Below are 18,262 nucleotides of genomic sequence, written 5' to 3' on the forward strand. Positions count from 1 at the left end.
CCTGCTATCAACGGTTAATTCTGAAGTTTCGCTAAATCATCAAAAAGCGCTCTCCGTAAAAGGAGAGCGCTTTTTAGTGTCCATTTTAACACTAGCACTTAGGGAGAATAATCAATATGAAACGAGCCTTATTAGTAATCGATGTTCAGAATGAATACAACCTTTTTACTAAACATTTTCGAGATTTTTAAGCACCTCTGCGGCTGACTGATATCGTTGAGTGAAGTCGAAATGTACCATTTTATTTAAAATCATCACTAACTCGTCTGTAGCCTCAGTGAATTCGCGCCAATGTTGCCAAATTTGTTGATTAGCATCAGCTACACTTTGGATAATTATTTCACCAGTATTTGTGTCTCTACGAAACTCTCTGGGTTCTACCCCTGTTAAACCTTGTATTCCCATAATTCCCAACGCATAAATATCGCTGTTGAGTTTTGGCAACCCACTCATTTGTTCCGAAGGTGCATAACTAGGAGTGCCAATTGAAATAGTTTGAGCTTCTTGCTGCTGGGGTTGAATCTGCTTAACAGCGCCAAAGTCAATTAAAACAATGTGCCCATCTGATTCTCGCCTAATTAAGTTACTAGGTTTGATATCTCGATGGATTACACCATAGCTGTGAACAAAAACAAGGACGTTTAAAACTTCTTTGAGCATCTCCAAAACTTCAGCTTGTTTTAGTCGCTTCCCAGCAGTTAGCTCTTTATCCATAGCGTGTCCTCGAACAAATTCTTGCACTAGGGAAAATTGCCGATTTTCTTCAAAGAAAGCTAGCAGTTGGGGAATTTGTGGGTGCTTACCCAAAGTTTCTAAAATTTCTGCTTCCGCGTCGAATAGGCGTCTGACAACATTTAAATATTCTGCATCTTGGCGAGGAGGTCGCAACTGTTTAACCACACACTGCGGATTACCAGGACGCTGGATATCGTCAGCCAAATAAGTATTGCTAAATCCTCCAGAACCCAAGGGTTGAGTAATTTTGTAGCGGTTATTTAGTAGCGTTCCTACTGCAATTTCTTGCCCAATGGAATCAACAATTACCGTTGGCGCTTCATTTGAGGCGTTGCCACGCTGCCGTAAAAGACCTTGCAATTCTAGAATTAATTGTTGGTGTTCTTGAACCCGTTGGGTAATTTCTTTTTGCTCTTGCTTGGTTTGATAAGCACTATAGGCAAGGACACTGCCGGCGGTAAATACTAACCCCAACGCCGGAGGTATGACTGGAAACCATCCAGCTTGGGTAAAAATGACAAAATTGGCTCCAAATAACACTGCAAGGGCTGTTGCTGCTGCCAATCCTAAGCCTAGCGGATGTTGAATCCGCCATACCAGCAACCCACCAACTATAGTCCATCCCCATATCCAAAGGAATTCACCCCACTCAGGCAAAAACCAAAGTAGAGGTTGTTTGTTCAGAACAGCGCTGAGAATTTGACTAACGCTGTGGGCATGAATTTCAATTCCGGCCATTTTGCCAGAATTATCTGACTTCCCGCTAGCAAAGGGCGTATTAAAAATATCATTTAAACTATTAGCTGTTGAACCAATCAAAACGATGCGGTCTTTAACTAAATCTGGTTTAATTTGATTTGCAAGTACTTCTGTAATAGTTACCTGCTGGGCAATCTGATGACCAGAACGGTAATTAAACAGGATTTGGTAGCCATTGGTATCTGCTTTTTCATAGCCGCCAGCGTTACTTTGTAGGGGTTTAAATACAGTATTACGTAGTTGTAGTTCTTTTTTGGGGGTAAATTCTAGTTGGATGCCTCCAACTTCTAAATATTTGAGTGCTAGTTGTAAGCTAAAAGAATAAGTACTTTGACAAGAATCGGATTCTTCTGCACTTACTAATAAGAGGTTGCGGCGAATTGTAGCGTCAGTATCTTCTACGACATCATTAAATCCCACTCGCTCTGCTTCAACACCTTTTGGGGGTGCTATTCCCGGATTGTTAGAACCCGAATGTTTGCAAATAGGAATGATGATATCACTCTGTTGGAGGCGTTGCAGTAGCTTGTCATGACCAGGCGGCACTGGTAAGTCACGAAAAATATCTAAACCAATGACTCGCGGTTGATATTCTTCAAGTTTTCCTAATAGCCGGTCTAGAAGTTCACTAGACAGGGGCCAATTCCATTTTTGGATATCTTTTTCACTTAACGCAACAATCAACAAACGAGTGTCTGGGCCTGGGTCGGCACGTAATTGCATCATTTGGTCGTAGACCTTCATTTCTAGAGGCTCGAAAACCCCTAGTTTTTGAATTCCTACTAGTAAAATTGTAGCGATCGCACTTGAAAGAATAACTGGCTGTCTAAATAAACTTTTAAAAGTTACAACCATTTTTTTAAATAGGTTTTACTTTAAAATATACGTATATTTTGAGATTAATTTTTAATATTGAAATTATTCTACGCAATTTGCAACTTTTCAAAAAATATAGTCATCATATTTTACTTTTAAACACCAAAATGCTCAAATCCCCGACTTCTTGAAGAAATCGGGGATATTTTTGTTCATAACTCATTTAGAATTGTTATATGTGTTTCAGATAATGCACAATCGCCTCTGCTGTTGACAAGTTAGTAGCCAATAAAACTTGATTAATAGTGCATAATCTTAACAGTGCTTCTTCATTTGCTTGACCTGGCTGAGGTTGCAGCAAATCTCGCAAGAAAATAACTGCTACAATTTCTCCGGCTCCAACCAATGAAGCAATTGTTTGATATCCTCCAGAAGTTGGTGCGGGGGTTTGTTGACTAATCGTTATCCCTGCCTGTTGATGTAAAATTTCACTAACAGATGGCCAAGTAATAGTAAAACTCTGCGAGAAAAATTCTTGATGCTCAGAAACCAATTCAACAAGTTCTGATTTCTTGCTTTCATGAGCAATCAGTACTATATTTCTTTCAATGATTGCTTGAGGAGACTCACTAACATTTGTTTCTTCTGGAGTTTCATCAAAACGAGCTTCTTCTACTTCAGGTAATTCTTCAATAGTTTGACTGATGCTCTCAGTAGCTCCACTTTCTGTTGTTTCCAAAGATGGAATATCAGCTGAGTCAGAAATTTCACTTATTTGTGCAGCAACGCCATCAACGTATAGACTAACTTCTTCAGTACTTGCATTACTCAAATCAATGTATTGATTGCTTAAAACTTCCGCAACGGCATCATCAGGTGCAGTTGATGCTTCAGAAACTTCGCTTATTGTTTCATCCACCGCAGAAGTAGGTTCTACTTCGTCAACATCTACACTATCTGCTGCTGTAACTGACGCATCCCAATCTATCGCCTCATCTATATCCCGTGTTGCTTGGCTCAATGCTTCTGGCGGCTGAATTGCTGCGTTTTCAACAACTTCACTGACTTCTTCTGCAACTGGCATATCCAAATTCACTACTTCATCGTGAGTAGTTTCGGGAATGTCACTTTCTGACTCAGATATTTGGTGGAAAATATCGCGTGGCTGTACGGAGGTAACTTCTGCTGCTAGTGCTGCCTCCAACTCTGCATTCTCATCGTAGGTAGTTTCTGGAATAGCACTTTGTACAGGAACTTCGTTGAAAATATCACGTGGTTGTACGAAGGTAACTTCTGCTTCTAGTGCTGCCTCTAACTCTGCATTCTCGTCGTAATTAGTTTCTGGACTAGCACTTATATCACGCTGTTGTACGAAAGTCGATTCTGTCACCCGTGCTGCTTTAAAGTCTACAGCCTCATCGTGGTTAGCTTCTGGAAGGACACTTTCATTTTCGGGAGTTTCAATGATGTTTTCAGGTGCAGCGATGGCGTCATCAGGCTCAGGCAAAGAAACTTCTGAGGCTTCGCTGACTTCTGGAATTTCTACTTCTTCACTATCTGCTGCAACTAATGTCCGCAAATCCACAATTTCATTACGCACATCATGGGGAACTTCGCTAACTGCTTCTGCTGGCTGAATGATGTTTTCAGGGGCGATTATCTCCACAACTGGGATGACATCATCACTTGGAGTAGAAACAACTTCGGAGATTTCGCTAATTTCTGGGGAAGGTGTTTCTATTTCTTGGCTAATAGGCCCTGGATTAACGACATTGGGAGTGCTGATATTTTCAGGCGATCGCGGCCGAGAAAACAGTGAAGGATCTATAATTCTAAAGACTGTCTCTGGTTGTTCATAAACGGGAGCAACTGCTTCCAAAATCAAAACATAATCTGCAATCCGAATAATATCTCCATCACTCAAAGAATATGGTCGATCTTTTTCAGCCTGTTTCCCATTAACTATTGAGCCATTTCTACTGCCAAGGTCAGAAAAGTAGTAATTTCCATTTTTAACAAAAAACTTAGCATGTACCCGACTGATATCAGGGCTGTCTAAGAGTAAATCAGAATCAGGAGAACGACCTATTATCCATTCTCCTCTTGTTGGAGTTTCTGTGGTAAGGTCAACTTCATTGACTTCACTTAAATTTGGTGAGTAGCTAACTTTAACTTTCATATTAATTTTTGGTTAATTTTATTGATTTCTGCCACCCAGCGCTGACGGGTAGTGTGTTCTAAATTTAAAATATCATCTTGTGACCAGTGGAAATGATAAGCAATAAAAGCTACCTCCTCATATAAAGTATCAGAGGGGTAGCTTACGACTCCCCCGCTAGTTCTAGCTCCACTGAAAATTGAGTATTGCAGTGGGGACATTGTGTCGGAATGTGTACATTGCCTTGCTGATTGATTCGATTGTAAAATTCTCGGAGATAGGCAATGTCATGTAGGAGAAGTCCTTCAAGTAAATCAGGACTAACAGAATTGAAACTGCCCAAGCGAGTGATAACCCTTGCAAGCATTACCAAGACACCGTAAGCCGGATTTTCTTGAACTTTGCGTTCTTGTTGCACCAAAATTTCATCTTTGGCGGTGGCTAAACGCATCACCCCATGACGATGTACTCGTTGTTCGCCATCACTCAATCCTCTAGGAAGAGTGAAAGCAAATTCTGTGCAGAGAGTATCCTTTTTACGGCGCATAGGTTATTGGGGAGTGCTGAGTGCTGAGTGCTGAGTTAGGAGTTAGGAGTTAAGAGTTAGGAGTTAGGAGTTAGGAGTTAGGAAGAAATATTATTGTTTCAAGCTTAAAACTCGGAAGTTGAGCCTTTTTGATTGAACGTTGAGCCTTTGAACTCGGAAGTTGAGCCTTTGAACTCGGAACTTTAACCTCAGCACTCAGCACTCCCCAATTCAATTATGAAGAAGTGCTTCGGGAGAATTTACTGTATCTTCCGGTATGGAAGTTTCGCCTTCCAAGCCATTGATTCGACGGTAAAAATCTTGGAGGTAATTTAAATCTTGGGAAAAAAAGTTTTCCACGATTGCCGGAGTAACTTCTGATAAAGCACCCAAGTGGGTAATCACTCGTGACAAGATAATAATTGTGGCATAAACGGGATTCGCTTTAACGCGTGGGTCACGCAAGGGTGCAATCTCGTCTATCGCTGTTGATAACCGCATTACACCTTTGCGGTGGAGGTTGCCTTCAGAGTCTAGATACCCCTTTGGCAATGTAAATTCAAACTCTGTGGGAAACATAATTCTCCTAATTATTTCACGCGTTTAAATTCCTCAAAAGCAACCTCCACCTCCTCAATTTCGATGTCATGGCTGCGGGCGTTGACATCAGCAATCTTGTAACTTGCAGGCCATGCACCGGCTAATTCAAATCTAGCCACTTCTTGATTTGCCTGATTATAAATAGACAAAGCAACAAGTCTACGTTGCTGTGACCAATTACCCTGCTGGACTTTTTCAAACCACTTCCAAAAATCCATAGAATTGGTGGTACCTCTACGCAGAATGAGATTACCACTCTTGGGATTGCTAGGAAGCTTAGTTCTCACCACCTGACCTTTTGATTGCCCTTTTGTACCCCAGGTTTGAGAAGTAACTTCAGTAATTTCAATAACCTCTTGGGTTCTTTTGAAGCCTTGACACTCCAAAAAGAAACAATTGGCATCGTTTTGACCTTCTAACGTCAGTTCTAAATAGAACCGATGGGCTGTCAGAACTTCTGGAATTCGGCTTGCGGATTGTACCACTGTTAAATAATTCGTAATATTTCGGCTCCCTTCTCTACGAGAGGCTGCACTTCGACTACGCCCTTCGGCTACGCTCAGGACAGGCTCAGTGACCACGCCAACGGCTTCTCCTAACGGAGACGCTGCGCGTTAGCGGAGCTTTCGCTTTAGCGATACGCTCAGGGCAAGACGCTCAATACAAGTTCGTAATTCGTAATTCGTAATGAAGCTTGCGACTCGCTACTGCTACGTTCTAAGCAAAGCTATGCCGCAGGCTTTACGTAATTACCATTATTTGATTCGTTTAATTCCTTCGTGAACCAATTCAACTGTTTCATTCGCCATATCACCACCAGAGGCAGTTAAGGTCGGCCCGGTGTATTTACAGGGATAACAATTAACAATGTTCCACCGTGCTTTTTCTGAGCCTTGTTGGTCGTAAGCAACCACTGAACCAGTCTTACGATTCTGTGACCACTTCCGAGGGTCGCCCATGTCTTCGTTACAGTCTTGATACCATTTATAAAGGTCGATATCATCAGTGGCGATGACTTTTACTGTGATGTTGGTAAATTTAACAACAGTTGGTGTAGCTTGACGCATTAGTTTAGCGCCTTTAGATGAACCGTGGACTTCTTGCGCTGGGGTATTTTCAACGCCTAGTCCGCTAATTTCTTTGATAAATTTATCAGTAATTCCGTCAGCCTCGAAGTAAAATTTACAAGAGGTTAAAAATTCGCCTGCCATACTTTTAGACTCCTTTGTGTGTAGTTAATTTTGAAATGGGGAGTTAGGAGTTAGGAATTATAAGAATTCTCTCCTCAATGCCCTATTCCCAATGCCCTATTCGCTATCTTCAATGCCATTCCATTGGCTGATGCGGAAAACAACAAACTCAGCCGGTCTGACGGGGCAAACACCGACTTCAATATATAAACGTCCTAAAATTCTGGTTTCTGGTGGGTTCAATTCTTCGTCGCACTTGACATAGAATGCTTGGGCTGGAGATGCACCAAATAAAGCACCTTCACGCCAGATACGTTCTAAGAAGTTACTGACGGTGCGGGTGACACGCGCCCATAAATCTTGGTCGTTCGGTTCAAAAACTACCCACTGAGTCCCCAGTTCTAAAGATTTTTCGATATAGCTAATTAATCTACGCACGCTGATGTAACGCCACTCTGTTTTATCTGGCTCAACTAGAGTACGTGCGCCCCAAATGCGGATACCTCGATTGGGGAAGCTGCGAATACAATTTATTCCCAAGGGATTTAATAGTTCTTGTTCGCGGAAGTTGGTGTCATAGCCCAAACCAATTACGCCTCTGGGAACTTCATTGGCTGGGGCTTTGTAAACTCCTCTGGTTTCGTCGGTGCGGGCCCAAACACCCATCACATGACCACAAGGAGGTACTAAAATTGGATTACCGCGATCGCGTGGATTAGGTACTTTAATCCAAGGATAATAAAGGGCCGCAAACATCGAACGACGGTTAAATCTGTTCAACCATTCCACTACTTGTTGCGGTTTGACGGCTTCCGGTGGCGAATCCAATACAACCATGCGGTTGGGCGGATTGGGAATATCGCCACTGGCAGAACCCTCGCACATACTAATCATCAGTTCGATGATGCCGTGAACTTGATCTAAATTCAGTACTTGTTCTTGATAAGCCCGCATCACATCTGGACAAGCCAGCATTGTGATTTCATCAACTTCAAAGATACCGCGTACCCCGGTGCGATCGTCTCGAACCCCTTCTAAATTTTGCGAAAATCTATCCGGTGTGGCGGCAACAATGGGTGGCGCTAGTTCATATTGACCATTCACGGGACGACGAGCTAAAGGCTGTCCACTTTGAGTGATGTCTTCTACGGTGACATACATCGAATTTCTCAATGCCGCCAGCGCATAAGTTGCTACCTGGCCAGCAGGTTCGCGGTTCATTGTCAAGTTCTCGTATTGCTCTAGAAGTTCATCTCCCCGACGAATTTGGATGGTGAAATATTCGCCTGTATTTGGAGGCGCTTCTCCTTCAGTACCTTCGGGTAAGGCGCGGGGCGAACCATCAATAATTACAATATTTACTAATCCACCTGATGCTTGCTCAGGACGCAAAGTAAAACGGAGGGCTGGACGATTACCTCTAGAGTTGATTCTGAGGGTAGCCGGTTCTGGAGTCGCAGGTCTAGGTGCGCCTGGTAACTGAGTTCCAATGCTTGTTACCCAACAGCGACCGCCACCATTCATAAAGTAGCCGTAGACTGAAAAAGGTAAATAGGCGTTGAAGTCGGTGAAGCCGTCAGAGTTGGGACGGGCAAAGTAGTTTAAAAATTGCGTCCAAGTGGTTACTAGCATGGGCTTGTATAATTCAGCCCCACCGCGAACGTCTTCTGTAAAACCTACAAATCCGGCAACTGCTGTGCTAACACCTTCAATTGGTCGGCTACCCCGGTCAATTTCTTCGATGTAAACACCAGGAGCAAAGTAATCAAGTCTAGCCATGAAAGTTTCTCCAAGTCAGTAAAAATCTAATTATTCAGGAGTTAGAAATATTTCTTTGAAAGTATTACTTTGGTTATCTACCAATGCATTGACGTTTTGAGGTAAATAGCCCGGATGATTCAGAGTCAAAACATAATTACCTAAATGAAGGTCTTCAAAAAAGAACAGCCCTTCTTTAGTGGTTAATATGGACTTGTCAGTTCCCCTCACAGCCACTTCTGTCGCTACCAACGGCAGATTTGTTACCGCACTTTTGACAATACCCGCGATCGCAACTCGTCTGGTTAATACTAAACTGTCACTATCGCGAGACAATTGATTTCGCAAATTGAAAATTCGCTCCCAAACCAAAGGCACAGGAGTCGGTTGTGGCTCGAAGGGTATTGTAACTGTCAAATATAAGGCTGAACGCAATGGCACACTGAGAGCGCTCCATAAAGAGCCAATCTCAATTGGCGGCTCTAGGGCAACTGTCATGTTCAAATTACCATAGCCGCGTAATTCAGGAACCAAAAACTCCTCTTCCAAGGTGCGATGGCGCAACAGCACAGTCAACGCCTCACTAATAAAGTGATGCTCACCTAAAGCTGTTCTATCCCAGGCTGTTAATAGCAGCGAAACATCAAACCAAGCTGGTGCCCAATTTACAGTGGCAGGTTGTAAAGCGCGTGTTAGCTTGCGTTCTACTTGCCTACCAGAATGTTGTACCTGCTTACTCTCACGTATATCAAAAATATATAAATTGAGAGTCGGGCCTGCTCCCTCTTCCCTCCGATTACCAGGATGGCTAAAGTCAATTTGCTCTGTACTGGTAAGTGAGGTTCCTCCAGCGAGAATTTCGGCTAAAGTTTGAAGAACGAAGATAAGCATGAAGGTGTGCTGCTGGTAGCTAATCCAGATGCCTCTACAGTATATGTATCGGGCTTCTAAAGTTAATTAGACTTTTGTCGATATTTTTTAAATGGGGTATCGGGTCAAGAATCCGTAAAGCAGCAACTTCAGTTTGTAGATTAATCTAGAGCAGTTCTTAATTAGACACACTACATTTTTTCATGTGGAGTGGGCTGAAAAGCATTGGTGTCAAGTTAATTAAGGCAGAAGCCCAAATGTTAAAGGTAAGTTCATCGAATTCGGGGTGTCGTTTATTAAATTTGGGCAGTCGTTTATCGAATTCGAGGTGTTGTTTATTGAATTCGGGCAGCCGTTTATTGAATTCGGGCAGTCGTTTATTGAATTCGGGCAGTTGTTTATCGAATTCGAGGTGTTGTTTATTGAATTTGGGCAGCCGTTTATTATTTTTGTTCAATTTTAATTTGAGGAGGATAAAACCTAAAGATAAAAAGACTTTTCATCCAGTCTCCAGCTATACTAGTTGACCCCAGTGATTTCATCTTAACTCGACACTAATGGCTGAAAAGCCCGCCCAAGTAGTCCATTAAGCTAACGAAAGCTTGGGTACGTAGTAAGCATTTCAGTGCTTAACATCAGGACTAAAGTCTTTACTACAAACTTCTTTACACAGCAAAGTTAGCTTGATATACGTGTGAATACAAACCTTAATAATTATTTGGATGAATTATCCCAAAAGATAACTTAACAAAAAAATAAACATTACTGAGACTGCATAATTTTATACTGGTCAGCAGAAAAGTAAAAACATTTGGTTGCAAAAAGCGAGTGAAACTATGACACTAGGCTTTTCTGTCCAAAAACTAGACAATGGCTCTAATTATTTGAGTCCCTCAGACATCCAAGGCTTTTGTCAGCTTGAGTCTGAGCAATTAACTAGTCAATATCCAATTTTATTTGCTCGGATTGTCTATCACAATCCATTATTGAGAACTAATCAAGAAGTTATAAATTATAGTCAAGATCAAGCTCCTTTTTCTCAAAAAACTTTAGCTTATTTGCATTCGGAAGCATGGCTTACAGATTTTCCGCCTGTTTTGACTTTACAGGAATTTAAGCTTAAGGACTTTTCATCTATTTCTTACATTTGCCCCATATCCTATAGAAATCAGAAAACTGAATATATTCAAATCATTACTCATGAACCTCTCTCGGCGAGTTTACAACTATATGTAAAACGCTCTGCGATGCTGCTGAGTAAGTATGTAGATATTTCCTTGGACTATGGCAGACAAAAAACTGAAATTCAACTCCTAGAAGATATCTTACATCGAGTCGGTCATCAATTACGTAACTCTCTAGGACTCATCGGATTGTATGCACATAATCTCAGCTTAGGTTTAGAAAATAGCCCTTGGCAAGAGCAAGCAACAATCATCGGCGAAAGTATACAAGATTTAGATACTAATTTAAATGAACTAATTGATTGCGGTCAAAGTACAAAATTAAGGGTAACACATCAAGATTTAAGAAGTTTAGTGGGTGAAAGTATCACAAATTTACAACCTCTAATTAGTCAGAAAAAACTGAAAATATTGATTCCCGACACATCGACAATACTGAAAATAGACAAATTACAAATGAAACAAGTTTTTGATAATATCCTCAGTAATGCTGTTCATTTCAGCCCTAATTCAGGAACTATTAGCTGTAGTTGGCAAATTTTTCAAGATGAAGTATTAATTAAAATCTCCGATCAAGGGCCAGGATTGTCTCAAGAAGACTTACAAAAAATATTTACCCCATTTTATTCTCGACGCAAAGGAGGCACAGGACTGGGTTTAACTATTGCTAAAAAAATTATTTTGGATCATCAAGGAAGTATCTGGGCACAAGTTTTATCAGAAAGTGGGGCACAATTCTCGATTATTTTACCTCGTTCAAGGAGCGTGAATTAATTCATAATTCCTCATAAAAATATGATTAATAATAGTAATAAACTGTCAGTTTTACTCGTAGATGACGAAGAACGCTTTCGTCAAGGATTACGTACTCTCCTAAATTTTTATAGTATTAATTCTGCGTTACCTGTAGAAGTTATTGGTGATGCAGATTCTGTTGAGCAGGTTTTAAAGTTTACAACCCAGAAGTGTCCAGATTTAATTTTGCTGGATATGCAATTGAAAGGATGTGATGGAATTACAGTTTTGGCACGTCTTAAAGAAGCTGCTTACACTGGCAAAGTTTTAGTATTGTCGGCTCATCAAGAAGACGACTGGATTTTTAGAGCGATGCAGGGGGGAGCCGCAGGTTATGTGTTTAAAAATCGTGTAGCAACCCAATTGTGTGAAGCTATTGATACTGTAACTAGGTCAGAAATTTATCTACCTTCAGAAGTTGCTAGTCGATTTTTCCGGTTTTTTCAAGCTTATTCAGATTCTTGTGTAAAAGCTTGTCATGAGGTGCATTTAACTGAAAGAGAGCAAGAGGTTTTATATTGGTTAACTCAAGGTGCTTCTAATGAAGAAATCGCTAAACATTTGTATGTAACAGTTGCTACTGTTAAGGCGCATCTCACCAGTATTTTTGAAAAATTGAAGGTTACTAGCCGGACTCAAGCGATTGTGACTGCCCTCAAGTTAGGATTAGTTCATGCTTGAGCGCGACGGAAGTAGTCGGCGCAATTTACGAAACTTTTTGGATATGGCTTCATTTGAATCTTTTTATCAAGAATACCCCTGCTCGTACAATTCTCCCTTAAGTTGCGATCGCCCCTTCCAAACGGCGCAGCAAATTAAGGGTGCTAAGTTTTGCTTGGAATGTGGTTTTCCAGCAACTTTACCACAGGAGGCTGAGATTAAAGGAAGTCAGGGAACTTATCAAATAACTAGTTTTGTTGGTGTGCGGGGTTTAGGCCGTTTATACTCAGGTGTTCAACTTAAAGACAAACAACCTGTAATCATCAAAGAATATCTGCTCCCCAATCGTTCTTTTAATGAAAGTGAGACTCAAAAGCGGAAAGAGACTTTTAAACGGGTGGGTGGCGTAAGTTTAGCCGATAGTCGAATTCAAAACTTCCGTCTGGTAGAAACGAAAGAAGCGATCGCAGATGAAAAAGGAGAACGCTGTTATCTTATTACTCAAGGAATCGAATCATCTCAAACTTTAGGTAAGTATCTCATAGAAAAGGGAGCAATGACATCTCTTGAGGTGCGTGAGGTACTAAACCAAGGTTTACAAACTCTCCAGTTTCTCCACACCCAAAAACTGCGTTTCCCCTCCAATCAAACACAACTGGGTATCACTCACGGCAATATCAATTTAGATAGTACTTTAATTAAAGTAGAAAATAATCAAAAGTTTTCTATATACTTTTGTGATTTAGCTATTTGGGAAAACTTATTTATTCCCCCAAGAATTCCTCAACCTGCTCCTGCTAGACCTGAGCAAGATTTAGAATCATTAGGATTATTAGCCTTTTATTTATGGGTAGGACGGACAACTAATTTTTCATCTAACCAGCCTCTCGACCCTAGAGATCGTCAACAATGGCCGGATACTGATAGCTATTTAAAGCAATTTATTTATCGTTTAATTGGGCTGGAAACTCCTTTTGAGAGTGCAGAAGCAGCTCGGAAAGCACTACTAGAACTTCCTCAAGAAGATCGTGCTAAAAGTTCAAGTTCAGTGCGTTCTCCAGGTTCTCAAGAACTAAAAAAGCCTTTGCCAATGCCCTTAATTTTGCTAGTAATCCTATTTTTATTACTACTTGGTGGGGGAATTTGGTATTGGCTGTGGGGCAGGAAAACAGATAATCCTAAGCAATATATCCAATGGTCTAAACTTGTGCGGAATTTTTCTGAAGTCCCTAACGTTCCTTCTGGACAATTTACTTATACAGGAGAAAAAGATAGTACATGGAGTTTTGTTTTAACGCAATTAGTGGACAACAGTCGTTTAGGAGATTTATTGACCAGACCAAAGCCAGATGCGACAGCAACATTTGACTATAAATCTGTTTTGTCATCAAATATAAATAATCCAATTAAAAGTCTTGAAGAAGTTCAAACAAACAAAAAAGATTTTGCCATTACTAGTTTGGTAGACAACATTACAGATAAACTTGCAAAAAAAGCAATAGCCTATGATGGGTTACTTGTTTTTGTCGCATTTAATAAAAGAGACTCAAATCTTGCCAATGCTCTTGGGGGGAAAATTAATCTTGAGCAATTGCGTCAAATTTACACAGGTAAAATTACTAATTGGCAGCAGATTAATCCCAAACTTCCAAATCTGCCAGTGAAACCTTTTGCCCCAACCGAACCGGAAGCAATTAGTAAATTTCAACAAATAGTTCTGCAAAATGCCCCTCAAGACGAAGCTTTATTTGCAGCGAAAGTTACTAAACTTGATACAACAAAAACCCAAAATCTGATACGCAGTGAAACTTTAGATGGGCGAACTACTGGTATTATCAGTTTTGGGATTATCAGTAAAACTTCGAGTCAGTGTACTGGCTATCCTCTAGCGATCGCAGATGGTAAAAAGTCCCCTATTCAACCTCTGTTTCAAAAGCGCGATCGGCGCTCAATTACTCCCTCAGATGATTTGTGTCAACATGATGATTATTATGTTGATGTCACAACTTTCCAAAGCTACCCCTTGGGATACCCTATTTTTGTAGTGTACCCTAAAGACAGCAGCCGCTTGCCTGGTGGCTCTACATTTGCCCAGATGCTAACTACTCGTCAGGGTCAGTGTTTACTTAGTAAAGTAGGTCTTGTAGCTTTACAACCTATGCCTGATGATATAAATTCTTATGCCTGCAAATCGGTGCCCTAATCCTAGTTGCGAATATTTTAACCGCGCCCTGCCTAACAATGCTAAGGTTTGTCCCTGGTGTTCCACCCCTGTGGGTAATGTAGTTTCTCCTACACCACAACCACCTAGTCAACCTCCACCTATTCAACAACAACCTAGTCAACCACCTGTTCAGTATCAGCGGCCGCCTACAGACCAACCTAACTACCAAGCTCCTCAACAAGCCCCCATTGATTATTCAACAGTCTATCAGCCACGAGTTCCCTATCAACCAACACCACCTGTTTATACCCCCCCGCCTCAAAGAGCGCCAGCCTTAAAGCTGATTCATAGCACTGGCAGAGAATTTCATCTCATTGGGGAAGGAGGTTATATTGGTCGCCGCAGTCAGAGTCCAGGAATAGCGCCGCCAGAAATTGACTTGACCGGCATTCCCAGTGAGGGAATAGTCTCTCGTCGTCATGCGCGAGTCGATTGGGACTGGTCGCAAAATTCTTACATGATTGTTGACATGAGTACAAATGGTATTTATTTGAACAACAATCCTCTGACTCCCGGTATGCAGTATCGCCTACTCAACGGTGATTTGCTGCGATTTGGTCAAGATAATCTAGTTAATTTCACTATATATGTAGTGTAGTTTTGCAAAGAGACGCGATGAAGCGCCATCTCTACAATAATCAGTCGTTTTGGGACTTCCAAATAAAAAAATATCCAACTATTTATTGTGGGGTGGGCGACACGATAGCCCTTGATTAGGGGCGCTCATGTTGCCTACCCCACAAAATTGAATAATTTATTTCTTGGAAATCCCTTTGTAGAGAAGGCATTTATCGCGTCTTTGTGATGATTTAACGTGAGTTCGACTGTTGATAAAGCCTGAAAAATCTGACATGTATAGGTTTGAAGAATTAACGGACTTGAAAGAGTCCTGAGTTTATTAAGAATCAATTCAATAAAGTGCCATACATATTACAGCGATTTTCAATCGGGCACTTGACTTCTATTGTTTCGCAACACTGACCTTAATTTTAATACCGTCCTCTTCTTGCAGTGCTTGGCGTAGACGATCGCGAACCTCTGTCAAATCTGGCTTTAGTATGATCGCTCGCTGATAGTATTTGATTGCAGTCTTCATATCTCCTGATTGGTGGTGAACCTTGCCCAAATCGTAATTGAGTGCAGCATAGTGATCTCGATCGGCTGCCAATAGCTTGTCTTGTGCATAGAGGACGGTTGCGATTCCTACCTCGGCTTCAAGGTAGTTGGGTCGCAAGGCTTGGGCGCTTTGGTAATGTGCGATGGCCTCGTCCAAGTTTCCTTGTTCTTCTAGGGCAAATCCTAGATGATAGTGAACTTCTGGTTGGTTTGGATTGAGGACGAGAGATTGCCGATAGTATTCCGTTGCAGTTTCTAAATCATCTGCCTGTTTGCAGTGGTTGCCTAATTTATAATTGAGGGCAGCAGAATGCGCTTGTTTTTCTAAGGGCAGCTTTCCCTGAGCATAAATAGCATTCGCTAAACTCACTTCGGCTTGAAGATAGTCGGGTTGCAGGGCTTGGGCGCTTTGGTAATATGCGATCGCCTCGTCCAAGTTTCCTAGTTTTTGGAATGTCATGCCCAGGTGATAGTGAGCTTCTGCTAGAGTGGGCTGCATTGTGATGGATTGGCGATAGTATTCGATCGCAACCTTGAAATCACCTACCTGTTTTCGTCTGCGACCCAATTCATAGTTGAGGGTGGCGTAATGCAGCTGCTTTTCTGGGGATAATGTTCCTTGAGCATAGCGGGCATTTGCCAAAATTACTTCTGCTTCGATGGAGTTGGGCTGGAGTTCTTGGGATTTTTGGTAATGTGCGATCGCAGCTTCCCATTGATTCTGTTGTTGCAACGTATAGCCAAGATTATGATGGATTGCCGATGAAAGCATTGAGGATTCGGAGGGGAGTGCTAAAGCTTGCTGATATGCTGCTTCTGCTTCTGGTAATTTATTTTGAGCTTGATGCAAGTTGCCTAAACTAAACCAGGCTTTCACATATTGAGGTTGCACCTGAAGGACATCTCTGAACAACTCTTCAGCGATTGAGTAATTTCCTTTCTGGTGCATCAAGATTCCTAACCGATAGAGTGCGTCTGGATGTTGAGGTTGCACGTTGAGAATTTGACGATAGCCTTGCTCTGCTCGATCGAGTCGGTTAGTTTGTTGGTAATGGATAAAATGGTGGAGCGCTTCTGGAATTGTTCTTAAATTTAGCACTTGATTTTGGTGCGATCCCTTGGGTTGGATCGCCATAGTTTTGATCTGGCGGGCTTTAGCGCCAAACGAAAACTTGTATGCCTCGTTGCCCATCAGGAAATCATAGACTTTAAATTTATTGTCAATCGCATATTTAATCCCGTAAGCATGAAGAACCAGACCAGAAGAAAACTCTTTCACGGTGTCGTCGCGACCTGCAATGAAGAAGAGAGCCGTTTTGCGATCGAAATCCATTAGGTTGGCGATCGCGCCCAGCGGTTGCTTTCCATGCCAGAGAACTGGTAAGTATAAGCTTTGGTGTTCAAAGCAATGACGCAAAAAAAACCCGATTTTCTCTACGATTTTTTGGCAGTAGTCTGCGCCTTTTCTACCTTCCCAATTGGTTTGCCAAAATCCTAAGAGGATCTCTAGATGAACATCTAAATTCTCTGCGTTGACCTGAGTCACGTGGAAGTCGTTGGAGCTTTCAACTTTTCTCAATAGGCGTCTGATTTTCTGCCGAGTGTTGGAGCTAACGACGGTTTGTAGGTACTGTTCCCAGTCGTCTGGCAAAGCGATGTACGGAACAATGCTATTGTCGATTTGATCTACTAAATCGCTCAACCGTTCCTGTTGTGCCAATTCAAAGGCTTCTGTGGAGAATTGATCCAGGAACCGACTCATTCGCCCAATGTTAGTTTGAATCTTTTCGACTTCAAAAATAGCCCAAGTTTCCTGCTGTTGCTGAAGGAACTGGGCAAAGGCAGAAGTGACTGCTGCTTCATATTCTGGCAAGCAAATAAACCCAAGATGCTCTGAATCTGCAACTCCCATCATTGAGAGACGACTCTGGAGACAGCCTTCGGGATGTTCTGCGATCGCAATTTCTAGCGGAAAAAATGCCACATACTCTGAAGTTGGGGCAGTTGATTTTGCCGCTAATATAAACCACGTTGCACGGAACTGGCTGCACCATTTCAGCACACCAGATAGCCAAGTCCAAGACAAGAAGAATTGAGCTTCAGGATCAGTTTTGTATACGGAGTCCCAATGGTTTCTAATCGTTTGGAACGTTTCAAAATTATCAACGATCTCAATTTCAATGTCTTTCATGCTGACTCTCTGGCAGATGCAAAGTGACGCAGTTGCAAAAAATCTTCTGGTTCTTGAAAGCGGCCAAGTATCGACTTTCAACAACCAGGAGATTTGTGAATTATCAAAAGCTAAAGTGGAATAACCCAGGTTTGCAAGTATGAGGTTGCGGTGATTCCGAAATGGTGAGAAAAGTTAAGCTCCAGCGCGCTGGAAAGTTACACAACCATTTGGGTTACGCAACACTCACTCAATTTCTATTATTTGACATAGACCTTGACCCACTTGCTCCACTTACCCCACTTACCCCACTTACCCCACTTGTCCCAGTCTTTGTCTTTGTCTTTGTCTTTGTCTTTATCTTTATCTTTGTCTTTGTCTTTGCCCCAGTCTTTGCCTTTGCCGTAGTCGCCACCGCCTACTACAGTGTTTGCATCTGCGGATTCAGCTTGCTCTAAGTATGTCAAGTCGTTAATAATCATTTAGATTCCTCTCCTGGATCAAAAGTGATTTGATTTGTGTTAACTGTTTTAGTCTTGACGCGTCAACTATACTTGGACTGGGGACAAGAAATTTATTTTTTTCAAGTGTAGAAAAAACCTGGGTTTTTGCGGCGGCGACAGCGCTGACACGAATGACGTACTAAGATTTCTTGCCCTCAGGCGCTTGTTGTTTAATAACTACCAGTAATTAAGCATGTA

General features: G+C 41.7%; 15 protein-coding genes. 4 read left to right on the forward strand and 11 right to left on the reverse strand.

Annotated features, from left to right (window positions below; all coding sequences use genetic code 11):
- Positions 1-168: 168 nt before the first annotated feature.
- The 9 genes from RMX69_RS19460 to RMX69_RS19500 all read right to left on the reverse strand — a co-directional run bounded on the left by RMX69_RS19460 (position 169) and on the right by RMX69_RS19500 (position 9,433).
- Positions 169-2,349: a CHASE2 domain-containing serine/threonine-protein kinase gene (locus RMX69_RS19460; protein ID WP_322638439.1), complete on the reverse strand. Its 2,181-nt coding sequence runs from the start codon at positions 2,347-2,349 to the stop codon at positions 169-171.
- A 193-nt stretch (positions 2,350-2,542) separates the two neighbouring features.
- The gene (locus tag RMX69_RS19465; RefSeq protein WP_322638440.1) at positions 2,543-4,489 is read right to left on the reverse strand and encodes an FHA domain-containing protein; all 1,947 of its coding nucleotides are present in this window, start codon (positions 4,487-4,489) and stop codon (positions 2,543-2,545) included.
- Positions 4,486-4,689 carry a DUF6760 family protein gene (locus RMX69_RS19470; RefSeq protein ID WP_313931140.1) on the reverse strand — a complete coding sequence of 68 codons (204 nt, stop codon included), beginning with the start codon at positions 4,687-4,689 and terminating at the stop codon, positions 4,486-4,488. Before RMX69_RS19470 ends, RMX69_RS19465 begins: the two co-directional genes overlap by 4 nt.
- The gene (locus tag RMX69_RS19475) at positions 4,632-5,015 is read right to left on the reverse strand and encodes a hypothetical protein (protein WP_094347971.1); all 384 of its coding nucleotides are present in this window, start codon (positions 5,013-5,015) and stop codon (positions 4,632-4,634) included. Before RMX69_RS19475 ends, RMX69_RS19470 begins: the two co-directional genes overlap by 58 nt.
- A gap of 210 nt (positions 5,016-5,225) precedes the next feature.
- Positions 5,226-5,573, reverse strand: a complete 348-nt coding sequence (locus tag RMX69_RS19480) for a hypothetical protein (protein ID WP_251959044.1) — start codon at positions 5,571-5,573, stop codon at positions 5,226-5,228.
- A gap of 11 nt (positions 5,574-5,584) precedes the next feature.
- Positions 5,585-6,175, reverse strand: coding sequence for a phage tail protein (locus RMX69_RS19485; RefSeq protein WP_322638441.1), 591 nt, complete (start codon positions 6,173-6,175; stop codon positions 5,585-5,587).
- Between the two features lie 174 nt (positions 6,176-6,349).
- Positions 6,350-6,805: a phage tail protein gene (locus tag RMX69_RS19490; protein ID WP_094347975.1), complete on the reverse strand. Its 456-nt coding sequence runs from the start codon at positions 6,803-6,805 to the stop codon at positions 6,350-6,352.
- A gap of 96 nt (positions 6,806-6,901) precedes the next feature.
- Positions 6,902-8,563: a phage tail sheath family protein gene (locus RMX69_RS19495; protein WP_322638442.1), complete on the reverse strand. Its 1,662-nt coding sequence runs from the start codon at positions 8,561-8,563 to the stop codon at positions 6,902-6,904.
- A 30-nt stretch (positions 8,564-8,593) separates the two neighbouring features.
- Positions 8,594-9,433: a Pvc16 family protein gene (locus tag RMX69_RS19500; protein WP_322638443.1), complete on the reverse strand. Its 840-nt coding sequence runs from the start codon at positions 9,431-9,433 to the stop codon at positions 8,594-8,596.
- Positions 9,434-10,248: 815 nt separating this feature from the next.
- Between RMX69_RS19500 and RMX69_RS19505 the strand changes: the two genes are divergently transcribed.
- From RMX69_RS19505 to RMX69_RS19520, 4 genes are read left to right on the forward strand one after another with little or no spacing between them, the layout of a single operon-like run.
- Positions 10,249-11,370, forward strand: coding sequence for a sensor histidine kinase (locus RMX69_RS19505; protein WP_289799450.1), 1,122 nt, complete (start codon positions 10,249-10,251; stop codon positions 11,368-11,370).
- A gap of 21 nt (positions 11,371-11,391) precedes the next feature.
- Positions 11,392-12,072: a response regulator transcription factor gene (locus RMX69_RS19510; protein WP_289799451.1), complete on the forward strand. Its 681-nt coding sequence runs from the start codon at positions 11,392-11,394 to the stop codon at positions 12,070-12,072.
- Positions 12,065-14,254 carry a substrate-binding domain-containing protein gene (locus RMX69_RS19515; RefSeq protein ID WP_322638444.1) on the forward strand — a complete coding sequence of 730 codons (2,190 nt, stop codon included), beginning with the start codon at positions 12,065-12,067 and terminating at the stop codon, positions 14,252-14,254. The genes RMX69_RS19510 and RMX69_RS19515 overlap by 8 nt, the downstream gene beginning before the upstream one ends.
- Positions 14,232-14,873 carry an FHA domain-containing protein gene (locus RMX69_RS19520; RefSeq protein WP_322638445.1) on the forward strand — a complete coding sequence of 214 codons (642 nt, stop codon included), beginning with the start codon at positions 14,232-14,234 and terminating at the stop codon, positions 14,871-14,873. Before RMX69_RS19515 ends, RMX69_RS19520 begins: the two co-directional genes overlap by 23 nt.
- Before the next feature lie 363 nt (positions 14,874-15,236).
- On the opposite strand, the gene RMX69_RS19525 is transcribed toward RMX69_RS19520, so the two are convergent.
- Complete coding sequence (locus RMX69_RS19525; RefSeq protein WP_322638446.1) at positions 15,237-17,582, reverse strand: GNAT family N-acetyltransferase; 2,346 nt, start codon at positions 17,580-17,582, stop codon at positions 15,237-15,239.
- Between the two features lie 239 nt (positions 17,583-17,821).
- Complete coding sequence (locus RMX69_RS19530; protein ID WP_322638447.1) at positions 17,822-18,043, reverse strand: hypothetical protein; 222 nt, start codon at positions 18,041-18,043, stop codon at positions 17,822-17,824.
- Positions 18,044-18,262 lie beyond the last annotated feature (219 nt).

This window comes from Nostoc sp. EspVER01 (assembly GCF_034530635.1).
Classification (GTDB): Bacteria; Cyanobacteriota; Cyanobacteriia; order Cyanobacteriales; family Nostocaceae; genus Nostoc.